Below are 21,114 nucleotides of genomic sequence, written 5' to 3' on the forward strand. Positions count from 1 at the left end.
ACCATGACTGTAATTAAGGTATATTTGTATAATAATAAGATGCATTGGATAAATGAAAGCGTTATAATAGCTTTATAGCCTTATTTGAAGGAGTCCTGATATGAATATGACTGCGAAAGGCAATGGCAATTTGACCGGACGCCTGCTGCACAACCTGACGGTTACCGTTACCCATGCCCAGTTAACCAGCAGATACCCGGGCTGGAACCGGACGAATGAGACCCCTGCCTTCAACCGGCTCTACTACATTGATTCCGGCGAAGGCAAGGTGATTATCAACGGAGTGGCGTACTATCCGAGACCCGGACAGCTGATGATTATGCCCGCCGGTTCCACCCAGACTACAGATACTTCACGTAGTGATCCTTATACACGCTACTATTGCCACTTCGATGCGAAGATTGGGGAATGGCCGCTGTTTCATTCAGCGAATAAGCTCTATATCTGTGATGTGCCTGACCCGGAGGCCACCCGGACGATGTTCGCGGAGATGATTGATTGGTTTCAGGATACCGGCTTCCTCGCTACCCTTCGGACGCAGGCCGCGCTGCTTACACTGCTGTCCCTCTGTCTGGAATCTGGAGGCTACAGCAATTTCCTTGACGATCTGACGCATACAAGCGACCAGGGTAAGCTGGCAAATGTGCTGGGCTACATCGATCAACGGCTAATGCGGCCGCTGACGGTGGAGGAGCTGGCAGAGCGGGTCCATCTGCACCCGAACTATTTCATTCCCTACTTCAAGAAATTCATCGGTGTTCCGCCGATGCAGTATGTCCAGCTGAAACGGATGGAGCTGGCCAAGAGGCAGCTCTCCTACACCGATTTCAGCATCTCAAGTATCGCCGAGCAGGTCGGCATGGAGCTGGCCCACTTTTCCAAGGTGTTCAAGAAGTCGACCGGCGTATCCCCTTCTGCTTACCGGAGCAGTACGAGATAGAATGCACCGGAAGTATCAGAACGTAATGACCCTGCGAGTATTCTAGGCACGCTGCTCATTTTTATGCTGGTGTTGTGCCTTGAAAGACATCATTCCTGAATAATAAAAAAATCAGCACGCCTCTCTAGGAGACCTGCTGATTTTTTATGCTTTTTCAAACAACGGATGCTATGGTGCACTCCCGATCTCTATTTGATCCCGAAATACGCATCCGCATTGTTGTAGCATATATTCTCAATTGTCCGGCCGATCAAGGTATAATCTCTCGGCAGGTCTCCCTCTTCCATCCACGTTCCAAACAGGTTGCAGAGAATGCGACGGAAGTATTCATGACGCGTGAAGGAGAGGAAGCTTCGGGAGTCTGTCAGCATGCCGACAAAAGGACTGATCAGGCCGATGCTTGCGAGCGCCTTCAACTGCTGCAGCATCCCCTCCTTCTGATCATGGAACCACCAGCCGGAGCCCATCTGCACCTTGCCCTTGATGCCGGCCCCCTGGAAGTTGCCAATCGCGGTGGCGATCATCTCATATTGCGAAGGGTTCAGTGTGTAGACGATAGTCTTCGGCAGCTGTCCGCTGGCATCCAGCTCATTCAGCAGCGCGTTGAGACTGCGGGCCATATTGAAATCCAGAATTGAATCGAAGCCGCTGTCCTTGCCGAGGGTACTGAACATCCGTGCGTTGTTGTTGCGCAGCGCTCCGATATGCAGCTGCATGCTCCAGCCCCGCTCATGATAGAGTCTGCCTAATTTGATCAGCGTATGGCTCTGGAACTTCTGTTCCTCCTGCGGGCTGATCTCTTCCCCTTTGAAGGCCCGGGCGAATATGTAGGCCGCTTCATGCTCTGTAGACTGGGCATGCGGCAGCTCGCCGAAGGCCTGATCCGACAGCCGGCAGCCATGCTCATGGAAATAATCGATCCGCGCCGTCACAGCCTCGAGGAACCCGGCGTAATCGTGGATCTCAAGACCGCTCGCCTCACCAAGCAGGCCCACGTATCCGCTGAATCCTTCATCACGGATGTTCAGTACCCGGTCCGGTCTGAAGGTCGGGGCGACTACCGTCTGAAGTGCGCTATCCTTCTTAAGCTGAATGTGATGCTCCAGTGAATCAATAGGATCATCCGTTGTGCAGACCACATTGACATTGAGCTTTTTGAGAATGCCCTGCGTAGTCAGATCATCTCCCTGGAGCTGCTCATTGCAGCGTTCCCACACACTCTCCGCTGTCTCCCCGGAGAGCAGCTCGTCGATCCCGAAGTAACGCTTCAACTCCAGATGAGTCCAGTGGTATAGCGGATTGCCCACCATCTCAGGCAGGGAGCGCGCCCAGACCATGAATTTGTCTTTGTCCGGCGCATTCCCGGTAATTAGCTGTTCGTCGACACCCAGCCAGCGAAGCGCCCGCCACTTGTAATGGTCCCCGGATAAGGCGAGATCAGCGATATTGCGGAACCTGCGGTTACTGCTGATCTCCTGCGGATTCAGATGACTGTGGAAATCGTAAATCGGCATTGCGGCGGCATAATCGTGATACAGTCTCTGTGCACTTGAACTTAACAGCAGCCAGTCGTCATGAATAAAAGATGAGGTACTCATATTGTTCTCCTGCCTCTCGTCTATGATATTGGCGGGCCACGGATACCGTCCTGAAACGAACGGCAGACGCTTCTGCCCGTAAGCACTACCATACTACCATACAAGTATGGTAGTATGGTAGTGCTTACAATAACTATAACAGGAGGGTTACACGATGGAATACACTATAGGTACACAAGCACTCTCCACAAGGGACATCGTGTATCGTTCACTGAAGAATCAGATTCTGCTGCTGGAGCTGCCGCCCGGAACCGGGATTTCGGAGAAGGAGATTTCGCTGAAGTTCAGTGTCAGCCGCACTCCGGTCAGGGAGGCTTTTGTCCGTCTGGCCCAGGAGGGCCTGCTTGCCGTATATCCCCAGCGGGGGACGGTGGTCTCGCTGATTGATTCCGAGCTCGTGGAAGAAGCCCGCTTCATGCGCGAGCATCTGGAGCGGGCGGTCATCCGGGAAGCGTGCAACACCTTTCAAGCCAGGAAGCTTATTGATCTGAAGGCCAATCTGGATAAGCAGAAGCTCTGCATCGAGGACCAGGACTATAAAGAAATGTTCATGCTGGACGAAGAGTTCCATCATGTGATTTTCATGGGCTGCAATAAAAAGAACACCTGGGAGGTCATCCAGCAGATCAAGGTTCACCTGAACCGCAGCCGGATGCTCAAGCTCACGGCAGATCACAACTGGGAGCATCTGTACCGGCAGCATTATAGTCTATATGAAGCGATTGAGCAGCATAATATTCTACAAGGGGATCAGATTATGCAGGAGCATATGGCCTTGACAATCGCCGACCAGGAGATGCTGATGGAGAAATATCCGCAATATTATAAGCAAAGATCCGCAGACTGATAGAACCTGACGCTAATCATACTTTCACCAAGAAGGGTTGGATCATTATGACCGAGTTGGCATTACAGCCTGCACTGGCAGGCAAGATTGCTGTAATTACCGGAGGAGCCGGGGCCCTTTGCAGCGCCATGGCGCTGGAGCTGGCCCGCCAAGGCATGAAGGTCGCTATTCTGAACCGTACGGAAGCCAAGGGAGCGGCTCTGGCTGCACAGATCACTTCCGGCGGCGGCCAGTCTCTGGCCTTGGCCTGCGACGTTATGGATGCCGGGAGTGTCCGGCAGGCAGCAGATGAGATCCACAAGCAGTGGGGTCCCTGCGACTTGTTAATCAATGGAGCCGGTGGCAATCAGCCTTCGGCGATTACCACCAAGGAGACCTTGGAGCCGGGAGATTTGGAGAATCCCGATATTGTCTCCTTCTTCGATTTGTCTGTGAACGGCTTCCGCACGGTCCTTGACCTCAATCTGACCGGAACATTAATTCCAACCCAAATCTTCGCCAAGCAGATGCTCGGACGCCCTGGAGCTGCGGTGATCAACATCTCCTCCATGAGCGCCGCTTCGCCGCTCACCAAGGTTCCGGCTTACAGCGCGGCCAAGGCAGGCATCAACAACTTCACACAGTGGCTTGCGGTGCATCTGGCAGAGTCCGGCATACGGGTGAATGCCATCGCCCCCGGCTTCTTCGTCACGGCACAGAATGAACAGCTGCTGAAGGACCCGAAGGGTGAATTAACCGAACGTTCGCTCAAAATCATCTCCCAGACCCCGATGCGCCGCTTCGGCACACCGGAGGATCTGCTCGGCACCCTGCTCTGGCTGGCCGATGAGCACATGTCCGGGTTCATTACCGGCATCACTGTGCCAGTGGATGGAGGCTTCATGGCCTATTCCGGCGTGTAGGCCTGAGATATCAATAACAAAAAACCTGAACCTCGTTTTCTGAGGTTCAGGTTTTTTGTTCAGCCGCGAAGTGACAGGCCATTTGTATGCGAAAAACCGAATACAATTTACGCCGCGTGGTGAATAGTCGGGCTATTTGGGCTTAGGGGGCCAAACATTCTTCACCCGCAGGGCAGGATCATCTCTTCCCTAAGCTTCAACCAGCACACCATCCTCCAGATGCAGCACCCGGTCGCACCAGTCCAGCATCCGTTCGTCATGAGTCACCATCACGGCGGCCTTGCCTTCGCTCCGCACCTCGTCGGCGATCATCCGCACGACTTCCCGGCCGCGGCTGTAATCCAGGCTGGCTGTAGGTTCATCCGCGAACAGAATGGCCGGCTTGTTCATCCATGCCCGGGCAATCGCCACCCGCTGCTTCTCGCCCCCGGACAGCTGTTCGGGGTAATGGTTGCGGCGTTCCCAGATTTCCAGACGCTTCAGCAGATAGGCGGCACGCACCTTCGCTTCCTTCTGGCTGAGCTTAGCCAGCTTCGCGACATAGAGCAATTGCTCCTCTACCTTCAGGAACGGCAGCAGCTGCGCACTTTGGAACATGAAGCCGATTTTTTTCAGCCTCAGCTCCGTTAGTGCCCCTTTGTCCTTGTCACGCAGCGATTCACCGTCGAGGAGAATCTCTCCGCTGGTAGGTGTGAGCAGCGCACCGGCTGCGGAGAGAAACGTGCTTTTGCCGGAGCCGGATGGCCCCAGTACTGCTATGAATTCGCCCTCGTTCACCGTAAGGTCCAGATGGTTCAGCACGGTCATAGCCCGGTCCCCATCCCCGTAAGTCTTGGTTACCTGCTTCATCACTAATTTCGCACTCATGCTCCAGTCCTCCCTATCGCTTCCAAGGCATCCACCTTGGCTACTCTTGCTACCGAAATTAACGAGCCCAGCAAGGACATCCCTATGAACAGCAGACTGGTCATCGCCATCGTCTGTCCGTCCAGCTCAAAAGGCATCGTGTCGGGCAGGCCCATATTCATCCCAAGCGTAAGCAGAATGCCCAGCGCCAGACTGGCGACAGACAGCAGCATCACTTGACCGACTACACTCCAGGCCAGATAGGACATCTTAGTCCCCATCGCCTTCAGGATACCGAATTGGCTGGTCTTCTGGATCGTAATGACATAGAAGAATACAGCAAGAACTACTGCAGCAATTACGAACAGGAACACAATCATCATCAGCAGCGAATTTTGCTCGGCGGAATAACCGGGAACACTGGCAATCGCCTGTTTTTGCGTAATTACCTCTATGGACTGCTGCTGATCCGCAATCTGCAAAGCTTGAGCCGCTGTTACATCCAGCGCGATCACATTGTACGGGGCATTGGCATTACCTGCGCTGCCGCCTTCCTTAACCGCTCCTTGCTTCATCGCCTGCCAGTCCAGCTGATTGATATAGACCACCGGAGTATGGCTGTAGGAGCTATCCTTCACGAAGCCTGTAACCGTCCAGCTCATGCCGGAAGCCTGGTCACGGATCGTACTGCCAATGGTAACGCCGGACTGCTCCAGTTTCGAATCTGCAACCGCGCTGCCTTGAGCCTCATTGGTGAGTCCGGCACCTTCCGTTACTTCAGGAGCCAGCATCCCCGTCATATCTACAGCAAAAAACGTAATATCCGCCTTCACATCCGCACCGGCCGCTGTAATAGTACTGGTCTGTACCCCCAGTGGAGTCGCGTTCGCCTCTCCGGCTACCGACCGGGCAGCCGCAAGCTCCGTATCCGTTAATTGTGAACGCCTGAAGGTATGATCCGCGTCGCTCTGCACGGCAAAATAATTGGCGGGCATATTTTTCAGCGCTGAAATATTAGCATAAGCCAGACCTCTGGCCAGGCCTGTGACGAACAGCACCAGGAATGATACCAGCAGCATAATCACCATAATGAGGCCGTAACGTGCTTTGGAGTGCCTCATCTCCCGAATTGCCAAGAACATATAACCACTCCTTCTAATCTGTATATCCACAGTTTAGAGAGTGAAGATGAACGGAGTATGAATAAAGAATTACACTATATAGATTGAACTTAAAGATCTATGTTTTGGGATTACCGTGACTCCAGAGAAGTTTTGGACTTCCGGCCGCTGCCCTTCTGCAAATTTCATGATTTATACCGTTATTAACGGTTGAAATCCGCAGACAAAGGCGGATGCTACCGCTCCTCCAGTTCCAAAATTCCCCTCCGCCACTTTTCCCTTAACTATAAATTATTAGTTCAACCTATATAGTGGCAGGGTGGCAGGGCAGAGTGACAGTGAACGTAGTTCCTTCCCCTACTGTGCTCGTCACCTCGATGGTTCCGCCATGCGCCTGGACGATCTTTTGGGCAATGGCCAGCCCCAGCCCGCTGCTACCCGGCTCACGGGACCGCGATTGGTCCACCTTATAGAACCGGTCGAAGATCATCGGCAGCTGCTCTGCCGGAATGCCCGCACCGTTGTCGGTCACCGTTACAATACATTGCTGGCCCTCCACATGGGCTGCAATGCTGAGGGTCCCGCCCACCGGGGTGTATTTGACCGCATTCGTCAACAAATTCATCCACACCTGATAGAGCAGATTGGAATCGCCCGTAAACGTGATGTCTGCGGCATGCAGCCTTACCGCCAGCTCCTTCTCCGTAAGATGCCACTCCATAATCTGAATCACCTGACGCAGCTGGGCGCGCAGATCGAAGCTTCTTTTCTGCAGAGCATGCTCGTCATAATCCAGTGAGGACAAGGTAAGCAGCTGCGTGCTGAGCATGGACAACCGCCGGCTCTCCTCCCCGATAATGGACAGATACTCCAGACGCTGGGCTTCCGGCAGAGTACCGTCCTGTAGTGCATGGGCGAAGCCCTGAATGGAGGTTAGCGGTGACTCAATCTCATGTGAGACATTGGCGACAAACTCCTGTCTTGCCCGGTTCGTGCGCTCCAGCTCGCGGCTCATCGTCATGAAGTGGGAAGCCAGTTGGCCGATCTCGTCGCGGCGTGCGGTGTAGAGCTTGATGTCGTAGCGCCCCTTGGAGATTTTAAGCGTGGCTTCAGTTAACCGGGTAATCGGCCGCACCACATGAAATACAGTAATCAGCATGAACCACAGGCTTAGCAGAATAATGACCCCGATGATCACGACAAAAAAGATCCGCAGCTCCCCGAACTGCACCTGAGCATCCGGACGCATGAACAGGGCATAGGTCTCCCCGTTAATATGGACCGGCACCCCAATGGAATTGCTGAGCTGATTATCGAAGAAGCCTGTCACGAACAGCTGGCCGGGGAAATTCCCCACCCCATGGTAGATCTCCCCGTCCAGCACACTGTGCAGTGCCTCTTCCCTGAGGTCATTTTTGCGAAAAGGCAGGCCGTAGAAACGTTCTTCCCCGTCAGCGTTGACCAGATACATCTTATACCCCAGGGAAGCTGTACTCAGGAGATATTCCTCCACCGAATCCGGGTGATCCTCGATGAACTGCTGCAAACCTATGGCCATCCGGGTCAGCTTAGCATCATTTTTCGGCTTGATTTGGGACTGATAGTACAGGTTGGAGACCATAAATCCCAGCACACTGCTGATCATAATTACCGAGCAGAAGATGATACTCATCCGTACATAGAGTGATCTCATGAATTCACCATGTCCACTTTGTAGCCAATACCCCGGACCGTGCGGATGATAAAATCATTCTGGTATTCGCTGAACCGCTGACGCAGGCGCTTGATATGCACATCTACCGTCCGCTCGTCCCCTTCGTAGTCCGCTCCCCAGACCAGCTCAATCAGCTCGCCACGCGTGAACAGACGTCCCGGATATTGGGCCAGCTGGGCCAGCAGCTCGAACTCCTTCACCGGCAGCAGCAGCACCTCCGTCCCGTCAGTGATCTCGTAATTCTTACGGTCGATCACCAGCGAGTTCAGGCGAATCCGGTCATCCGAGGCGATGGAATAACGGCGGAACAAGGCCTTGATGCGAAAGAGCAGCTCCTCCGGCTCAAAAGGCTTGGTCACATAATCATCCGTCCCGTGCAGATACCCCTGCTCCTTATCGCTGAGCTGCTGACGGGCCGTCAGCAGAATGACGGGAATATCATAGTTCTCCCTTATGTATGCACACAGCTCCAATCCGTCCATATGCGGCATCATCACATCCACCACTGCCAGATCCACTGTCTGCTCCTTCATGCGTGCCGCCGCTTCCAGCCCGTCTCCGGCTTCTATCGCTTGATATCCCTCTCTGGTAAGAACATGCCGCAGCAGCGTGCGGATATGAACATCGTCGTCGGCTACCAGTATCTTTTTCAATTTCCTACGCCCCCTCCGGCTTGCCTGATCAATGTCATCATACTATAAAAGGCAGAATACTGTCCCTCAGCGGGGTGACCGGTCTGCCCATAAGCCGTTCCAAATCCCCGGAGGTGGAAGCCGTATCCAGCTTGCGGAGCCAAGTGTAGATCCAGTGCTGAACACTCGCATCCTGAACATGGACAACAGGCTTCCCGGCAACCTCAGTCAACACTTCAGCCAGATCTGCGAAATCCCAGGTTCGGGAAGCAGCCAGCTCATACACCTGATTGCCGGACTCCCCACTCCCAAGCACAGCAGCCGAAGCCAGAGCCAGGTCTGCGCGTGTTACCGAATTGAACCTCCATTCTCCCGGCGCCGTAGCCAGTACCCCACTGGAGATAGCCTCCTTCAGACCCAGTACTCCTACAAAGTCCATATACAATCCGTTTCGCAAAAAGGTATAGTCCATACCGGACTCTATGATTGCCTGCTCCGTCAGAGTGTGCACATTCCCTGGAGTACTCCGATCCGTACTATGCTGCGGAAAAGCAAAACCTGTATAAAGCAGATGCCGGACCCCGCCTCGCTTCGCTGAATCAATAACACGCTTATGCTGGGCGAGACGCACCTCATCATCTGTATGCGAGCTGGAAATGAGCAGCAGCCGGGAAATCCCGCGGAAGGCTTCATCCAGTGATGCCGGCTGATCATAATCGGCATAACGGACTTCAATCCCCTTCTCCCGGAAATCAGCCGCTTGCTCCATTCTTCTAATTCCGGCAACAATCTGTCCGGCCGGGAGACGCTGACGTAATTGTTCAATAATTAGACGCCCCAGTTGTCCGGTGGCTCCAGTGATCATAATTGTCATATACGATTATTCCCTCCTGTAATGTACGCAGCACTTAAGATTTGAACTCGAAGCTTAGTTGTTGCTGCGGAGAATCTTTGGACTTCCGGCCGCTGTTGTCAGCCGCCCAGCTTGTTCAGCAGCTCCAGCAGCAAACGCTGCTCCGCTTGCTCCAGCCGGTTCATTACAGCTGCGACCGCTTCCCGGTTCCCCGGCAGTTGTTCCATAAGCAGGCGCCCGCCTGCTTCCGTCAGCGAAATGACCGTCTTACGCCCATCGTGCGCATGACCAGCCCGTGTGATATATCCATCCTTTTCCAGCGGAGTCAGCAGCAGGCTGATATTGGCCTTGGTTACCCCAATCCTCGCGGCAAGCAGCGAAGGCAACATCGTTCCCCCGTGCTTCGCGATCTCCACGAGTACACGGATTCTGGCCCCGTTAAGCCCCTGCGCCTGCCAGTATTTCTCGGAGACGGCTACGGTTCCTGCTGTCGCTTCCACCAAGGCGAAGAACAACTCATTGGCGAGCGGCAGCTCCGTCACAAACTTTTGCAAATCATCCATGAACAGTGGTCAACTCCATTTAGTTAATAGATTAACTATATTCACAGACAGAATAACAGGTTCCGCCAGGATTGTCAAAGGCATAGCGCTGCTCTCCCCATATCCATACAAGTGGAAACGGCTTTGCCGTCCTTTTAAAGGACGGTACCGTTTCAGCGAGAAATAGAAGGATAAGTTATTGTGTGAAACATATAATTTCTTATATTTCGAAAAACCCCCTGTCCTTCACGGGGAAGACAGGGGGCTCATAATCCAGCCAGATGCAGTATTCTGTTAGATTAAGACAGGCTTAGCCGCAGATGACACCGCTTCTTCACCGTAGCTCATGCTGCCATCCAGCACAAGCTCCAGCTTGATCAGCTCCGAGCGGCTAGCCAGCCTGATCGGCGGTCCCCAGGTTCCGTAGCCGGATGAGACGATGACATGCAGCTTGTTTTTGAGCAGATAGCCCCAATCCAGTTCGAACAGGCGCCGGGTAATCCAGTGATTCGGTGCAATCTGCCCCCGGTGGGTATGTCCTGACAGCAGCACATCTACTCCAGCCTCTGAAGCGATGCCGAAGCCAGTCGGCTGATGGTCCATCATCAGAATCGGCTTGCTGCGGTCAAGACCCTCCAGTAAAGCTTCTACGCTGAGCCGTCCACCGGCCTCCATAGCTTCAGCAGTCTTGTCTTTGCGTCCGACCACGTAGACTCCCGAAGTCTCCACCACTTCATCCTGCAGCACCTGAATGCCAACACTCCGCATAACCTCCGAATACTGCGCAATCGAACCGCCGTAGTATTCGTGATTCCCCAGCACAGCGTAGACCCCATAACGTGCCTTCAGCTGCTTCAGCTGCTGCTCCATCCCATTGCGGAGAAAAGGCTCAATGCTGTCATCCAGCACATCCCCAGCCAGCAGAATGATATCCGGGTTCATCGCGTTCATCTCCCTGACCATTCTGCGCAGATGGCGGTTGCCGACAATGTTGCCCAGATGGAGGTCAGAGGCTACGGCTACCGTCAGCGGAACGCTGGTTCCGATGGATTTGTCCACCTTAAGCCGGTGGGTCCGCACCACAGTACTCCAGGCATTGCGCGATCCCCAGATCAGGAAGACGGCGAGCAATACCAGCACTGTAGTCCCGGCTTCCGTCACGAATGCGGAGAGATTCGCGCCTGCGAGCGCCAGCACACCATAGAGCAGATCGGTCAGCGGCAGCATGATCACAGCGAACTCCATACAAGCCAGATAATAAGAGCCGATCACCTTGAACAACCGGCCTACCGGTCTGAGCGCCTGCGGCAGCGGCACCCGGCCAATCATATAAGAGAAGGAAATGACAAGAAAGACAGTCCAGTACGCAGCAGTATTCATCCCCGGCAGCCATGCCTGGAGCAATATGGACAGATGCCATCCAATGTAGACGTTCACCAGTCCAAGCACCAGCACCATGACCGCAGCCCCGGCCAGCATCCGCATATTTTTCACTTCATTCCACTCCCTTAAAGTAAGTTTCTATCCTATCTACTTCAAATCATAACACAAAGTATTCACCAGGTATAAACTGTGCCGTCAACCTGTGATAAACCTGAGTTCCCATTGGACAAAAAAGAAAAAAGAAAGACAGCCCTACGGCTGCCGTCCATGGAATGCTTAAATTAGTGATGCGTAGTTAGTAGTGTGTAACTGTGTGCAACCAGCTGAATTAGACCCTTCGCTTTTGCTTATTGTCTCAGTCCCTTAATGTCTTCAACCGATAAGCCGGTGGCTTCGGAAATAGTTTGCAGGTCTATGCCGCGATCCAGAAGTTTAATAGCAATTTCTTTGCTATTTTCAGCCTTGGCTCCTTCAATACGGGAATGCTCATCGCTCAGCGCCTTCATTCGGGCATCATAAGCCATTCGCGCTGCCGCGTCCTGACTTAGAAACTCTAGCGTGTCCATCGCTTTTTTCAGCATCGGCTCTTTCATGGTCAGCACCTCCCAATTGGATTGATCGACTCCCTTTAGAAACAGCAGCCAGTTCACCAGCCCGCCTTCTTCGAGCTCTACCGCATGTTCACTCAGCTTGGTCAGCTCAATCACATGAATTTCAATATCATCCAGCAGCGGAATTCCTGTACGGTCCTCCCGAAGATGAAATACATTATGATAACGGTCATTAGGCAGACAAGAATAATTCAGTATATTAATAGTCACACATTTCTTCAACGTATTGTAATTTCCGCCTTTAGGAATCTGATGATAATACATTTCAGACCAATAGAATAGCGTACGTTTTTCCATATGATAAGGGTTAAATAACTGCATTTCAATATTTAAAAGCTCGCCCTTCGCCGTCTTGGCCTTAATGTCCATAATCGATTGCTTATCGTTCGGACTATCAGGTTCCGTGTAAGGATTAAGCAAGACAATCTCAGTCAGAGGGGGTTCTCCCGCCTCGCGGAATGTGCTGTTCAGAAAAGCCAGCAGTACATCCTTATTATGCTCACTGCCGAAAATTCGTTTAAAAATAACATCTACCCGCGGATCAAGCAGTTCAAGCATGAGCCTCTCACTCCATTCCTGATTATTTTCAGTATAACATTTTATCCTTTCTGATTAAACATACTTCAAGTCTTTGAACAAGTAACGTTACCCTTTTTCCGCTTAAGAGCTGAATCATAAAAAAAGAAAATGCCTCACGGCATCTCCAAGTTTCCTTTGTTAAGTTAGACCGCCCGGTTCCCCTTAGCCGCGATGCATTCACCGATGAGCTTATCGCATTTGTGAATATGATTAATCAGCCAGTCCGTCAGTGTCCGGTTCAGCTTGATCGTGGATAATACGGATACGCCCTTGGTCTTAACAGTCTCCTCCAGTTCCATCACCGTCTGCACGAATTCAGCGTGCGTCTTCTGATGCTCCGTCAGCTCCGGGAAGTCGATATTCTTCATCAGCTGCTCTTCACTTCCGAAATGCTCCACGGTATAGTCCTTGAGGAACTTCAGCGTTTCTTCGATCTTCTCTTTGCCCTGCTGGTTGCTGCACGCATCGAAAAAATCATTCAGCTTCACCAGCAGCTGTCTGTGCTGACAGTCAATCTTCTCTACTCCGATATCATACGAATCCTTCCAGCTAATCATAGGTTCACCCTGTCCTTTGCCATAAATGCAATAGTCAAAATATAACTAATTGTCTGCTTTTCCCTATGAAAGTTCTATTAAGAACATCACAGGGCGGCGTTGCCGGACAGGAGGGTGATCTCAAAATAAATTCCATTCCCGGTTATACCGGTACAGCTTCGAGGGACGGTGTCCGGCATCCCGGGTGCTCTGATCCGTCTCAATGACCCGCTCTGCGATTTTGCGGCGGAAGGCGGCAGCGAGCAGCTCCTTACCAAGGATGATCTCATACACACGCTGCAGCTCGGACAAGGTGAACAGCGGCGGCATGAGATTGAAGATGATATCCGTATATTCCGCCTTGCCTCGCAGACGTTCGATGGCATACTGCACCATGAGCAGATGGTCAAAAGAAAACCCCGCGCTGCGCACGATCTCACGGCTGACCTGGCGGACATGCCCCTGAATAGTCTCCGTAAGCTTGACCACCCCGCTTAGCTTCTCCTGCTCACTCTCCAGTATAATCTCCACCAGTGTCTCCTGACGGACGTCCTGCTCCAGCACCTCGCGGCGGGTCTCCAGGATGTTGTACGAGACGTCGAACCAACCGGCTGCGGCGGCATCATCCCCGGCCTGAACCTTCAGCGACTTGCGGTCCACCAGTGCCATATAAGAACAGCTGATGACCCGCATCCGCGGATCACGCTCCACATCGCCCCACGTATATAATTGCTCCATATAGATATTATCGATATTCGTCTCGCTGTACAGCTCCCGGCGGGCGGCTTCCTCTACACTCTCGTTAATCCCTACGAATCCTCCCGGCAAGGCCCATTGTCCCAGAAAAGGATGCTCCCCGCGCTGAATCAGCAACAGCTGCAAGGACTTCTCCGCCAGCTTGCGGTAGTTATTTTGCTCCTGTTCCATTACGGTGAAGATCAGCATATCGACGGTGACGGACGGACGCTCGTAGTTGCCGGCATTATAATTTTTCAGGAATTGCTCCTCGTTTAAGCCGTTGAAGTCAGTGACCGGTTGATTTGGCATGGATATTCTCCTTGTCTTGAATCAATTAATAGGAATCGGTTGTTAATAACATATTGATATTATATACATGTTAATGGAATGCGGGCAAGTCTGCCGGGAGAAAGCACCATTTTGTCCATACTTAAAAAACAAAAAATTGCCCCACCCGAAAGCAAGGCAATTCATGTAACCTATTCTTATTGCACACCTGTTGATCACATCGGTTCGATATGGACAAGTACGGTAGAGACCTGATGACGGTCCTTAAGCTGATCTTCGATCTCCTCCGTAATATCGTGGCTCTGCACTACATTCAGATTGGAATCCACCAGCACTGTAGTATCCACAAGTACATTATTGCCGTGAATACGGGCCTTGATATCCTTAATCGACTCCACCCCTTCGATCTCCGCCACTGTCTGCTTCATCAGTTCCAGCTTACCGGCATCGAAGCCGTCGGTGAGGTCATGTGTAGCTTTGCGGAAAATATCCCAGGCCGTCTTGCAGATCAGCAGTCCGACAATCGTGGCTGTGAGCGGATCTAACCAAGGTATGCCGAACTGTGAGCCGATAATGCCGACGAAGGCCCCCATGCTGACCAGCGCATCCGAACGGTTATCCTGCGCCACTGCATGCATTGCATTGCTGTTCAGGTTGCGGGCAAGCCTGATGTTGTAACGGTAGACTGCGATCATAACCACAGCACAGGCAGCAGCCGTCCACGCGGCAATCAGATCAGGGGTCTCCAGCACAGGCTGAATGAATTTGTTCACACCCTGATAGAGCACTTGGAAGCCTACAGCAATCATGATAAAAGAGGCGACCAGTGCGGCAACTGTCTCTGCTCTGAAATGACCATAGCTATGGTTGGAATCCGGGGGTCTGCGGGAAATCCTAAGCCCGGTCAGAATGGCCAGGGAAGCAATAATGTCGGTGCTGTTATTCAGCCCGTCCGCAAGCAGTGCCTGAGAGCCTGACACCGTTCCTATGAATAATTTGACGGCAGATAAGAGTATGTATGCTAATAGACTTAGCCATGCTCCTTTTTCACTTTGTTTGATATCGCTGTAATTTTCCAAGAAAAAGGACCTCCAAAGATTAGTATTGTTCCATACTACACGCTGGCTTACGGGTGGGTCTAGAGAAACAGTGTTGCCGGACAGCGCAAGAGTTAACCCCGCTAAATAGAGTTGGAAGCCCGGAAGTAAGTTGCGGCCCCCAACATTCTTTGCCCTTGTTCAACTTTGCAGCTCATCTGCTGCTGACAGGCCATGTAACTTTTCCCGTAAAACGTAGTCTAACTATATGGAGATCCTAAGCCGGCCAAGTGGAAACGGCTTTGCCGTACTTTTAAAGAATGGTACCGTATAAATTCTTCTATTTGCACAAAAAAAGCGGCTTCCCCTCTTCAGGAGAATGCCGCTGAGCTTACGTACGATCGCTTACACTGGCTGTCTGCTACTCCGCTGGAGGAGTGAACGAACGTGCTGCAAATTCTGCATCCAGCATATAGAAGGCATTGCTGTCGGTTTCGATCCGTTTGAGCTTGGCGATAATGTTGCTGAAGAGCGCCTCTTCTTCCACCTGCTCATCAATGAACCATTTCAGGAAATAGATCGTCGCATGCTCCCGTTCATCCAGTGCCAGATCCGCCAGATGATAGAACTTCTTCGTATTCTGCTGCTCATGCGCGAAGGCATGCTCGAACGCATCCAGCATGGAGCTATACTCATTGTTCGGTTCAGGCATTGCCGCAAGGGTTGCCCGGTAATCACGGTCATTCAGGAATTTGTAGATCTTCATGGCATGGAACCGTTCTTCTTCAGCCTGCACCAAAAAGAAATTGGCGAATCCGTCCAGGCTCTCACCGGAACAGTACGCAGCCATCGCAAGATAGACATGCGCAGAATAGAATTCGAAATTCATTTGTTCATTAAGCGTATTCATTAATTGCTCTTTCATTGACAGGTCACCTCATCCTATAGTATTGATTATGCTTGATGCAGTTCTTATGTAATGTCTTGTTCATTCTATCATTCTTATCCGCCAAACCGCAATCGAAAGGAAGATTCCCGCGATGAAATGGTTCAGCCTTCAGAAGATAAACAATAATCCACTCCGCCACTCTCTCCTCCCGCTCGCCGCCTCCGCCTGCCTGCTTCTGGCAAGCGGCTGTGAGGGGAATGGAAATTCCGCACAGGTTAGTACCAATACCGGCTCCACCCCTGCTGCGTCAGCAGCTTCTCCGGCCGCCGTACAGACACCAGCAGCAACCGAAGCAGAAGCGACACCATCACCTGAGGCTTCGGTCACTCCTGACCCCGTCTCCCGGAAGCTCTCCGGAATGACCCTGGAGGAGAAGATCGGCCAGATGCTGCTGGTCGGCGTCCAAGGCAAAACAGCAGGTGCTGAAGCGCGGAAGATGATTGCCGAAGATAAGGTGGGCGGAATCATTCTGTATTCTAATAATGTCGGCAGCCTGAAGGAGCTGGTGCAGCTGACCAACGCCCTGAAGCAGAGCAACGCAGGAAATCCCGCGCCGCTGTTCATGAGTGTCGATCAGGAGGGCGGCAAGGTCAGCCGTCTTCCTGAGGACTACGCCACCTTCCCTTCGAACGCTGCTGTCGGCAGCGGAGATGATGCCACAGCTGCCGGAACGATGGGCGAGCTGCTCGGACGGGCGGTGAAATCCTCCGGCTTCAATATGGACTTCGCGCCGGTGCTCGATATCAACAGCAACCCGGATAATCCGGTAATTGGTGACCGTTCCTTCGGCAGCAGCGCAGAGCTGGTCACCCGGCTAGGCATTGCCGAGATGAAGGGGCTTGAGCGCGCAGGCGTCATTCCCGTGGTCAAGCATTATCCAGGCCATGGCGATACCTCGGTAGACTCGCACCTGGAGCTGCCTGTGATCAACAAGACAGAGACCCAGCTGGCAGAACTGGAATGGCTGCCATTCCAGGCAGCGATCCGCGAGAAGGCCGATGCCGTAATGGTGGCTCATATTCTTTATCCAAAGCTCGACCCGGACAAACCCGCCTCCCTGTCCCAAGTTATTATCAGCCAGCAGCTGCGAGGACAGATGGGATACGAAGGGGTAGTCATTACGGATGACATGACTATGGGGGCGATTATTAAGAATTACAGCCTCCCTGTTGCGGCAATAGAATCCGTATTGGCTGGCAGCGATATCCTGCTGGTTGCCCATGAATACAAGAACGAGCAAGCTGTACGCGCCGCACTCCTGGACAGTGTCAGGAACGGCACCATCTCCGAAGCACGGATTGACGAAAGTGTCTACCGTATTTTGGCGCTGAAGGACAAGTATCAGTTAACGGACGAAGCGGTGCCCTTACCTGATCTCGCCGGACTGAACAGTGACATCCAGACTTGGCGCAAGCCGTTCATACGGAAGTGACAACTGCTGCCCTCCACACAGGCCACAAACCGCAGAAAAGCCCCAACCCCGGGATCAGGGTTTGGGGCTTTCAACTGTTTCAACTGCTGTCAACTACTGCTGTCTACTGCAGAACCACGGTGTCTCCTGCCTTCAGTCCCGACAGCACCTCTGTTTTATCAGTCGTTTCCATTCCGGTCTTGATCTCTTTGCGTTCGTACTGTCCGTTTCCTTTGTCCACCATAACAAAGGCCAGATCCCCTTCACGAATGACTGCGATATTGGATACAACTACTGCCTTCTCTTTGCGAGAGGTCTCGACGTCTCCGCTCAGGCTAAGGCCGCCCATCAAATGCTCGTCCGGCTGCATGGAGATGACCACCTCGAATTGCGGAAGCTGGCCCGCTGTGTTCTGTCCGGTAGTCGTTGTAGCGAATTTGGCCACTCCGGTTACCTCTCCGTCCAGGACCAGATCTTTGACAGCGGTCATCTTCACCTTCACCTTCATGCCTTTTTTGATGCGGAAAATATCCTGTTCCCCGACCTGTGCTATGAACTCTACCTTGTTCGTGTCCACAATCTTGCCGATGTACTGATTGTCGGTGACGGTCTGCGGACGTTCTGCACTGCTGTCGAAGAGGAAGATACCGTTCTCCGGTGCATGGTATACCGCAGTGTTCAGCTTCGCCTTCTTCTCCGCAAGCTCTTTGGCTTGAATCTCGGCATTCACCTGGTTCAGCTCATCGCTCAGACGGGCAGTTTCCTGGGCAGCCAAGGCCTTCAGCCGTTCCGCTTCTGTTCCGGCCGGGGTAGTGGAATCATCCTCCTGCTGCGCGACAAAAGCATTCAGTTCCCCTTCCAGCTTCGCCTTGCGGGCGGTTGCCTCCGCCGTGGCAATCTCATTACGGAGTGTGCTCTGATCCAGGGTGAAAAGCACCTGCCCCTTCTTCACCTGTGCCCCGTTCTCCACCTTCCAGGCAGTCACCTTGGAAGCAAAGGGGGCATACACCAGCGTCTCCTTCTGGTATTGCGATCTGCCTTTGATCTGCACGGAGCTGGTTAACGTCTCTTCCGTTACCGGGAAGCTGATTACCTGCATCGGTTCAGGCGGGAGATCAGCGGTCTCTTCAGCCTTGAAGAATTTGGTATATCCGAAATAACCGGCAGTTCCGATAATACCTAAGATTATGATCCATTTCAGGCTCTTCTTTAGAGTCCTCTTCATCGTTTCGGCTTCCTTTCTAGCTTAGGGTTAGTCTCGTTTAATAGCGGTTAATGCATCGGTTCTGGAGGCGCTGATCGCCGGATAGATCCCCGACAGCACACCGGTCATAATGGCAAAGGAGATGCCGATCGGCAGATTCATAGTTGGAATGAAGAAATTCATCCCGTCCCCTGCACTGCCTACCAGCTTGTTGAGCGCCATGACAATCAAATAGGAGAAAGCAACCCCCAGCATGCCCCCGAGCAGCCCCAGAAGTGCAGCTTCGGTAATGAACATATTGCGGATCTGTCCCATGTTGGCCCCGAGGACCTTCATAATCCCAATCTGGCGCCGCCGTTGATGGGTGGACATGGTCATGGCCACTATGATCGAGATGGAGGCGATGATCAGGATGAATACCCCGATGCCGAGCGCCGCCATTTTGATCATATCGAATTGTTCCTTCAGCATCTCCTGCTGGAACAGATTGTCTTGAGCGTTCAGCGACAGCTTCTGAATCATCTGCTCCACCGGCTTGATGTTCGCCACATCGTCCACCTTGACTGTAATCGAATTATAGCTGCCCTCCGGCGGGAGAGTTAGCACACTGGTGGTGGAATTATCGAATACAAGCTCCTTGGAGAGCTGCTGTGCGGTCTCGGGAGACATATACATAATCTTCTCATAGGATGACCGCAGTTCGTCCATACCCTTGGGAAGCGCCAGAATTCCGGAGATCTGCAGGGGGGAGCTAAGCTTGAACACCGGTGATGTAGAACTGTAATCCTGAGCCTGAATTTGGACCTGCTTGCGGTACAGTTCAGTAGGCACAGTGGCCATTTTGTCATATTGCTGGTACAGCTCCTGGTTGAACGGATCCGCACTCATCTGATCGAACAGCTTCGTCCGGGTCTCCAGGTCAATCAGGCCCAGTGTAGCCCCGTGATTGAGCACAATTGATCCGGGCTGGCCATTCGCCCCTCCCTGCTTGAACTTGTGGTCGTACGCCGTCAGCTTCTGTAAATCGGCGACAATGACCTGAACATCGGAAATCTTATTATCAATGGTTACCATCTGCAGATATCCTGCCTGATGAAAAGGCGATGCCGCCTTCACATGATTCAGCCCCTGGATAATCTTCAGCTTCTGATCGGTCAGCTTGCCGGGGTCGAGCTTCTCATTCACCTCTCCCGAGCCGCCTGCACTGGCTCCCTTGCCGATGTCTGGCGGCCCTCCGCCCGGTGAGACCATAATCTCATCCATTTTGAAGTTGGCATTCACCTGTTCGGTAACATAGACCTGTGCAGACTGGCCTACGCTCAGGGCCACAATAATGGCTGCGCAGCCGATAGATATCCCGGTCATACACAGACCCGTAACCACCTTGCGCCGTTTGACCTGTTCCCAGGCCATCCGTGAAATGTCTCTGATCTTCACGGCTTCCCTCCCTCTGCAGGATCAGCTTCCGCAGCGGTCTGGTGTTCAGGTTCCTCAGCCGGCGGATCTTCATCCGCTGCTGCTGTCTGCGGCTCTACAGCTTCCTGTTCAGCTCCTGCAGCTAATTGTTCTTCAACCTCTACCATGGTCTGCGGTTCAGCTTCCTCAGCAATTTGCTCTTCAACCTGTACTTCTTTTTGCAGCTCAATCTGCGGTTCCGTCTCTGCTTGCGGTGCTGTCTGCGATTCAGTAACCAGGAATCCGTCCTTCAGCGTAAAAATCCGCTGCATTTGTTCAGCCACCTTATATTCATGAGTTACGACAATAAATGTCGTCTTCATCGTCCGGTTCAGGTTCAGCAGAATGCCGATAATCTCCTCCTCGGTCTTGGAATCCAGATTCCCCGTCGGTTCATCGGCGAAAATGACCGACGGCTCTGTGATGAGTGACCGGGCGATACTGACCCGCTGCTGCTGTCCTCCGGAGAGCTGTGAGGGGAAGAGATCCGCCTTGTCGGGAATCCCTACCTGCTCCAGCAGTGCAAGCGCCTTAGCCTTACGGGCCCTCGGAGAGACCGACTGGAAGACCAGCGGCAGCTCCACGTTCTCACGGACCGTCAGGCTGGTAATCAGCTCATACGCCTGAAAGATGAATCCGATATTCTTGCGGCGGAACTCGGCAAGCTTATTCTCACCCATTTTCACAATGTCCTGATCAGCAATATAGATATGACCTTCTGTGGGCTTCATCAGGCCGGCCATCAGGTTGAGGAGCGTTGACTTCCCGGAGCCTGAGCTGCCCAGCAGAGCAACCATTTCTCCCTTTTTGACAGCGAAATTGATTTTATGAAGAACGGAGGTCCATTCATTACCGCTTTTGTACGAATGCGTAATATCTTCAACACGCAACATGGAAGCTGCTCCTTTTTTAAAAATACAAGAATGTT

Annotated in this window: 19 protein-coding genes and 1 pseudogene; 4 read left to right on the plus strand and 16 right to left on the minus strand. The window is 52.6% G+C overall.

Annotated elements, in window-relative coordinates; translation table 11 throughout:
- Positions 1 to 100 precede the first annotated feature (100 nt).
- The gene (locus NST04_RS21230; protein ID WP_341186027.1) at positions 101 to 940 is read left to right on the plus strand and encodes an AraC family transcriptional regulator; all 840 of its coding nucleotides are present in this window, start codon (positions 101 to 103) and stop codon (positions 938 to 940) included.
- A gap of 188 nt (positions 941 to 1,128) precedes the next feature.
- On the opposite strand, the gene uxaC is transcribed toward NST04_RS21230, so the two are convergent.
- Positions 1,129 to 2,538, minus strand: coding sequence for a glucuronate isomerase (gene uxaC, locus NST04_RS21235; protein WP_341186028.1), 1,410 nt, complete (start codon positions 2,536 to 2,538; stop codon positions 1,129 to 1,131).
- 154 nt (positions 2,539 to 2,692) lie between these two features.
- On the opposite strand from uxaC, the gene NST04_RS21240 reads away from it, so the two are divergent.
- Entirely contained in the window at positions 2,693 to 3,385 is a 693-nt protein-coding gene (locus tag NST04_RS21240; protein ID WP_341186029.1) for a GntR family transcriptional regulator, read from the plus strand.
- Between the two features lie 47 nt (positions 3,386 to 3,432).
- Positions 3,433 to 4,287 carry an SDR family oxidoreductase gene (locus NST04_RS21245; RefSeq protein WP_341186030.1) on the plus strand — a complete coding sequence of 285 codons (855 nt, stop codon included), beginning with the start codon at positions 3,433 to 3,435 and terminating at the stop codon, positions 4,285 to 4,287.
- Between the two features lie 189 nt (positions 4,288 to 4,476).
- Here the strand turns inward: NST04_RS21245 and NST04_RS21250 are convergent, their stop codons facing one another.
- The 12 genes from NST04_RS21250 to NST04_RS21305 all read right to left on the minus strand — a co-directional run bounded on the left by NST04_RS21250 (position 4,477) and on the right by NST04_RS21305 (position 16,092).
- Positions 4,477 to 5,154, minus strand: coding sequence for an ABC transporter ATP-binding protein (locus NST04_RS21250; RefSeq protein WP_341186031.1), 678 nt, complete (start codon positions 5,152 to 5,154; stop codon positions 4,477 to 4,479).
- Positions 5,151 to 6,275, minus strand: coding sequence for an ABC transporter permease (locus tag NST04_RS21255; protein ID WP_341186032.1), 1,125 nt, complete (start codon positions 6,273 to 6,275; stop codon positions 5,151 to 5,153). The genes NST04_RS21250 and NST04_RS21255 overlap by 4 nt, the downstream gene beginning before the upstream one ends.
- Before the next feature lie 283 nt (positions 6,276 to 6,558).
- Positions 6,559 to 7,947: a sensor histidine kinase gene (locus tag NST04_RS21260; protein ID WP_341186033.1), complete on the minus strand. Its 1,389-nt coding sequence runs from the start codon at positions 7,945 to 7,947 to the stop codon at positions 6,559 to 6,561.
- Entirely contained in the window at positions 7,944 to 8,621 is a 678-nt protein-coding gene (locus tag NST04_RS21265) for a response regulator transcription factor (protein WP_341186034.1), read from the minus strand. The genes NST04_RS21260 and NST04_RS21265 overlap by 4 nt, the downstream gene beginning before the upstream one ends.
- Before the next feature lie 37 nt (positions 8,622 to 8,658).
- Positions 8,659 to 9,474: an SDR family oxidoreductase gene (locus NST04_RS21270; RefSeq protein ID WP_341186035.1), complete on the minus strand. Its 816-nt coding sequence runs from the start codon at positions 9,472 to 9,474 to the stop codon at positions 8,659 to 8,661.
- Between the two features lie 98 nt (positions 9,475 to 9,572).
- Positions 9,573 to 10,016 (minus strand): MarR family winged helix-turn-helix transcriptional regulator, encoded by a 444-nt coding sequence (locus tag NST04_RS21275; RefSeq protein ID WP_341186036.1) that lies wholly within the window; start codon positions 10,014 to 10,016, stop codon positions 9,573 to 9,575.
- A gap of 273 nt (positions 10,017 to 10,289) precedes the next feature.
- The gene (locus NST04_RS21280) at positions 10,290 to 11,480 is read right to left on the minus strand and encodes a metallophosphoesterase (RefSeq protein ID WP_341186812.1); all 1,191 of its coding nucleotides are present in this window, start codon (positions 11,478 to 11,480) and stop codon (positions 10,290 to 10,292) included.
- Positions 11,481 to 11,725: 245 nt separating this feature from the next.
- Complete coding sequence (locus NST04_RS21285) at positions 11,726 to 12,547, minus strand: Rpn family recombination-promoting nuclease/putative transposase (RefSeq protein ID WP_341186037.1); 822 nt, start codon at positions 12,545 to 12,547, stop codon at positions 11,726 to 11,728.
- A 164-nt stretch (positions 12,548 to 12,711) separates the two neighbouring features.
- Complete coding sequence (locus NST04_RS21290; RefSeq protein ID WP_341186038.1) at positions 12,712 to 13,125, minus strand: bacteriohemerythrin; 414 nt, start codon at positions 13,123 to 13,125, stop codon at positions 12,712 to 12,714.
- A 120-nt stretch (positions 13,126 to 13,245) separates the two neighbouring features.
- On the minus strand, positions 13,246 to 14,151 hold the full coding sequence (locus NST04_RS21295) for an NUDIX hydrolase (RefSeq protein WP_341186039.1): 906 nt from the start codon (positions 14,149 to 14,151) through the stop codon (positions 13,246 to 13,248).
- A 194-nt stretch (positions 14,152 to 14,345) separates the two neighbouring features.
- Positions 14,346 to 15,209, minus strand: coding sequence for a cation diffusion facilitator family transporter (locus NST04_RS21300; RefSeq protein ID WP_341186040.1), 864 nt, complete (start codon positions 15,207 to 15,209; stop codon positions 14,346 to 14,348).
- A gap of 379 nt (positions 15,210 to 15,588) precedes the next feature.
- Entirely contained in the window at positions 15,589 to 16,092 is a 504-nt protein-coding gene (locus NST04_RS21305; RefSeq protein WP_036694058.1) for a ferritin, read from the minus strand.
- 115 nt (positions 16,093 to 16,207) lie between these two features.
- On the opposite strand from NST04_RS21305, the gene nagZ reads away from it, so the two are divergent.
- Positions 16,208 to 17,548 carry a beta-N-acetylhexosaminidase gene (gene nagZ, locus NST04_RS21310; RefSeq protein ID WP_341186041.1) on the plus strand — a complete coding sequence of 447 codons (1,341 nt, stop codon included), beginning with the start codon at positions 16,208 to 16,210 and terminating at the stop codon, positions 17,546 to 17,548.
- 103 nt (positions 17,549 to 17,651) lie between these two features.
- On the opposite strand, the gene NST04_RS21315 is transcribed toward nagZ, so the two are convergent.
- From NST04_RS21315 to NST04_RS21325, 3 genes and pseudogenes are all read right to left on the minus strand, one after another.
- A complete protein-coding gene (locus NST04_RS21315; RefSeq protein ID WP_341186042.1) occupies positions 17,652 to 18,752 on the minus strand; it encodes an efflux RND transporter periplasmic adaptor subunit in 1,101 nt (366 codons plus the stop codon).
- A 27-nt stretch (positions 18,753 to 18,779) separates the two neighbouring features.
- Positions 18,780 to 20,168: an ABC transporter permease gene (locus tag NST04_RS21320; RefSeq protein WP_341186043.1), complete on the minus strand. Its 1,389-nt coding sequence runs from the start codon at positions 20,166 to 20,168 to the stop codon at positions 18,780 to 18,782.
- 224 nt (positions 20,169 to 20,392) lie between these two features.
- Positions 20,393 to 21,079 (minus strand): annotated as a pseudogene (locus tag NST04_RS21325) (ABC transporter ATP-binding protein); the annotation flags it as partial.
- Positions 21,080 to 21,114: the final 35 nt, after the last annotated feature.

This window comes from Paenibacillus sp. FSL H7-0756 (assembly GCF_038006765.1).
Taxonomy (GTDB): domain Bacteria; phylum Bacillota; class Bacilli; order Paenibacillales; family Paenibacillaceae; genus Paenibacillus_AQ.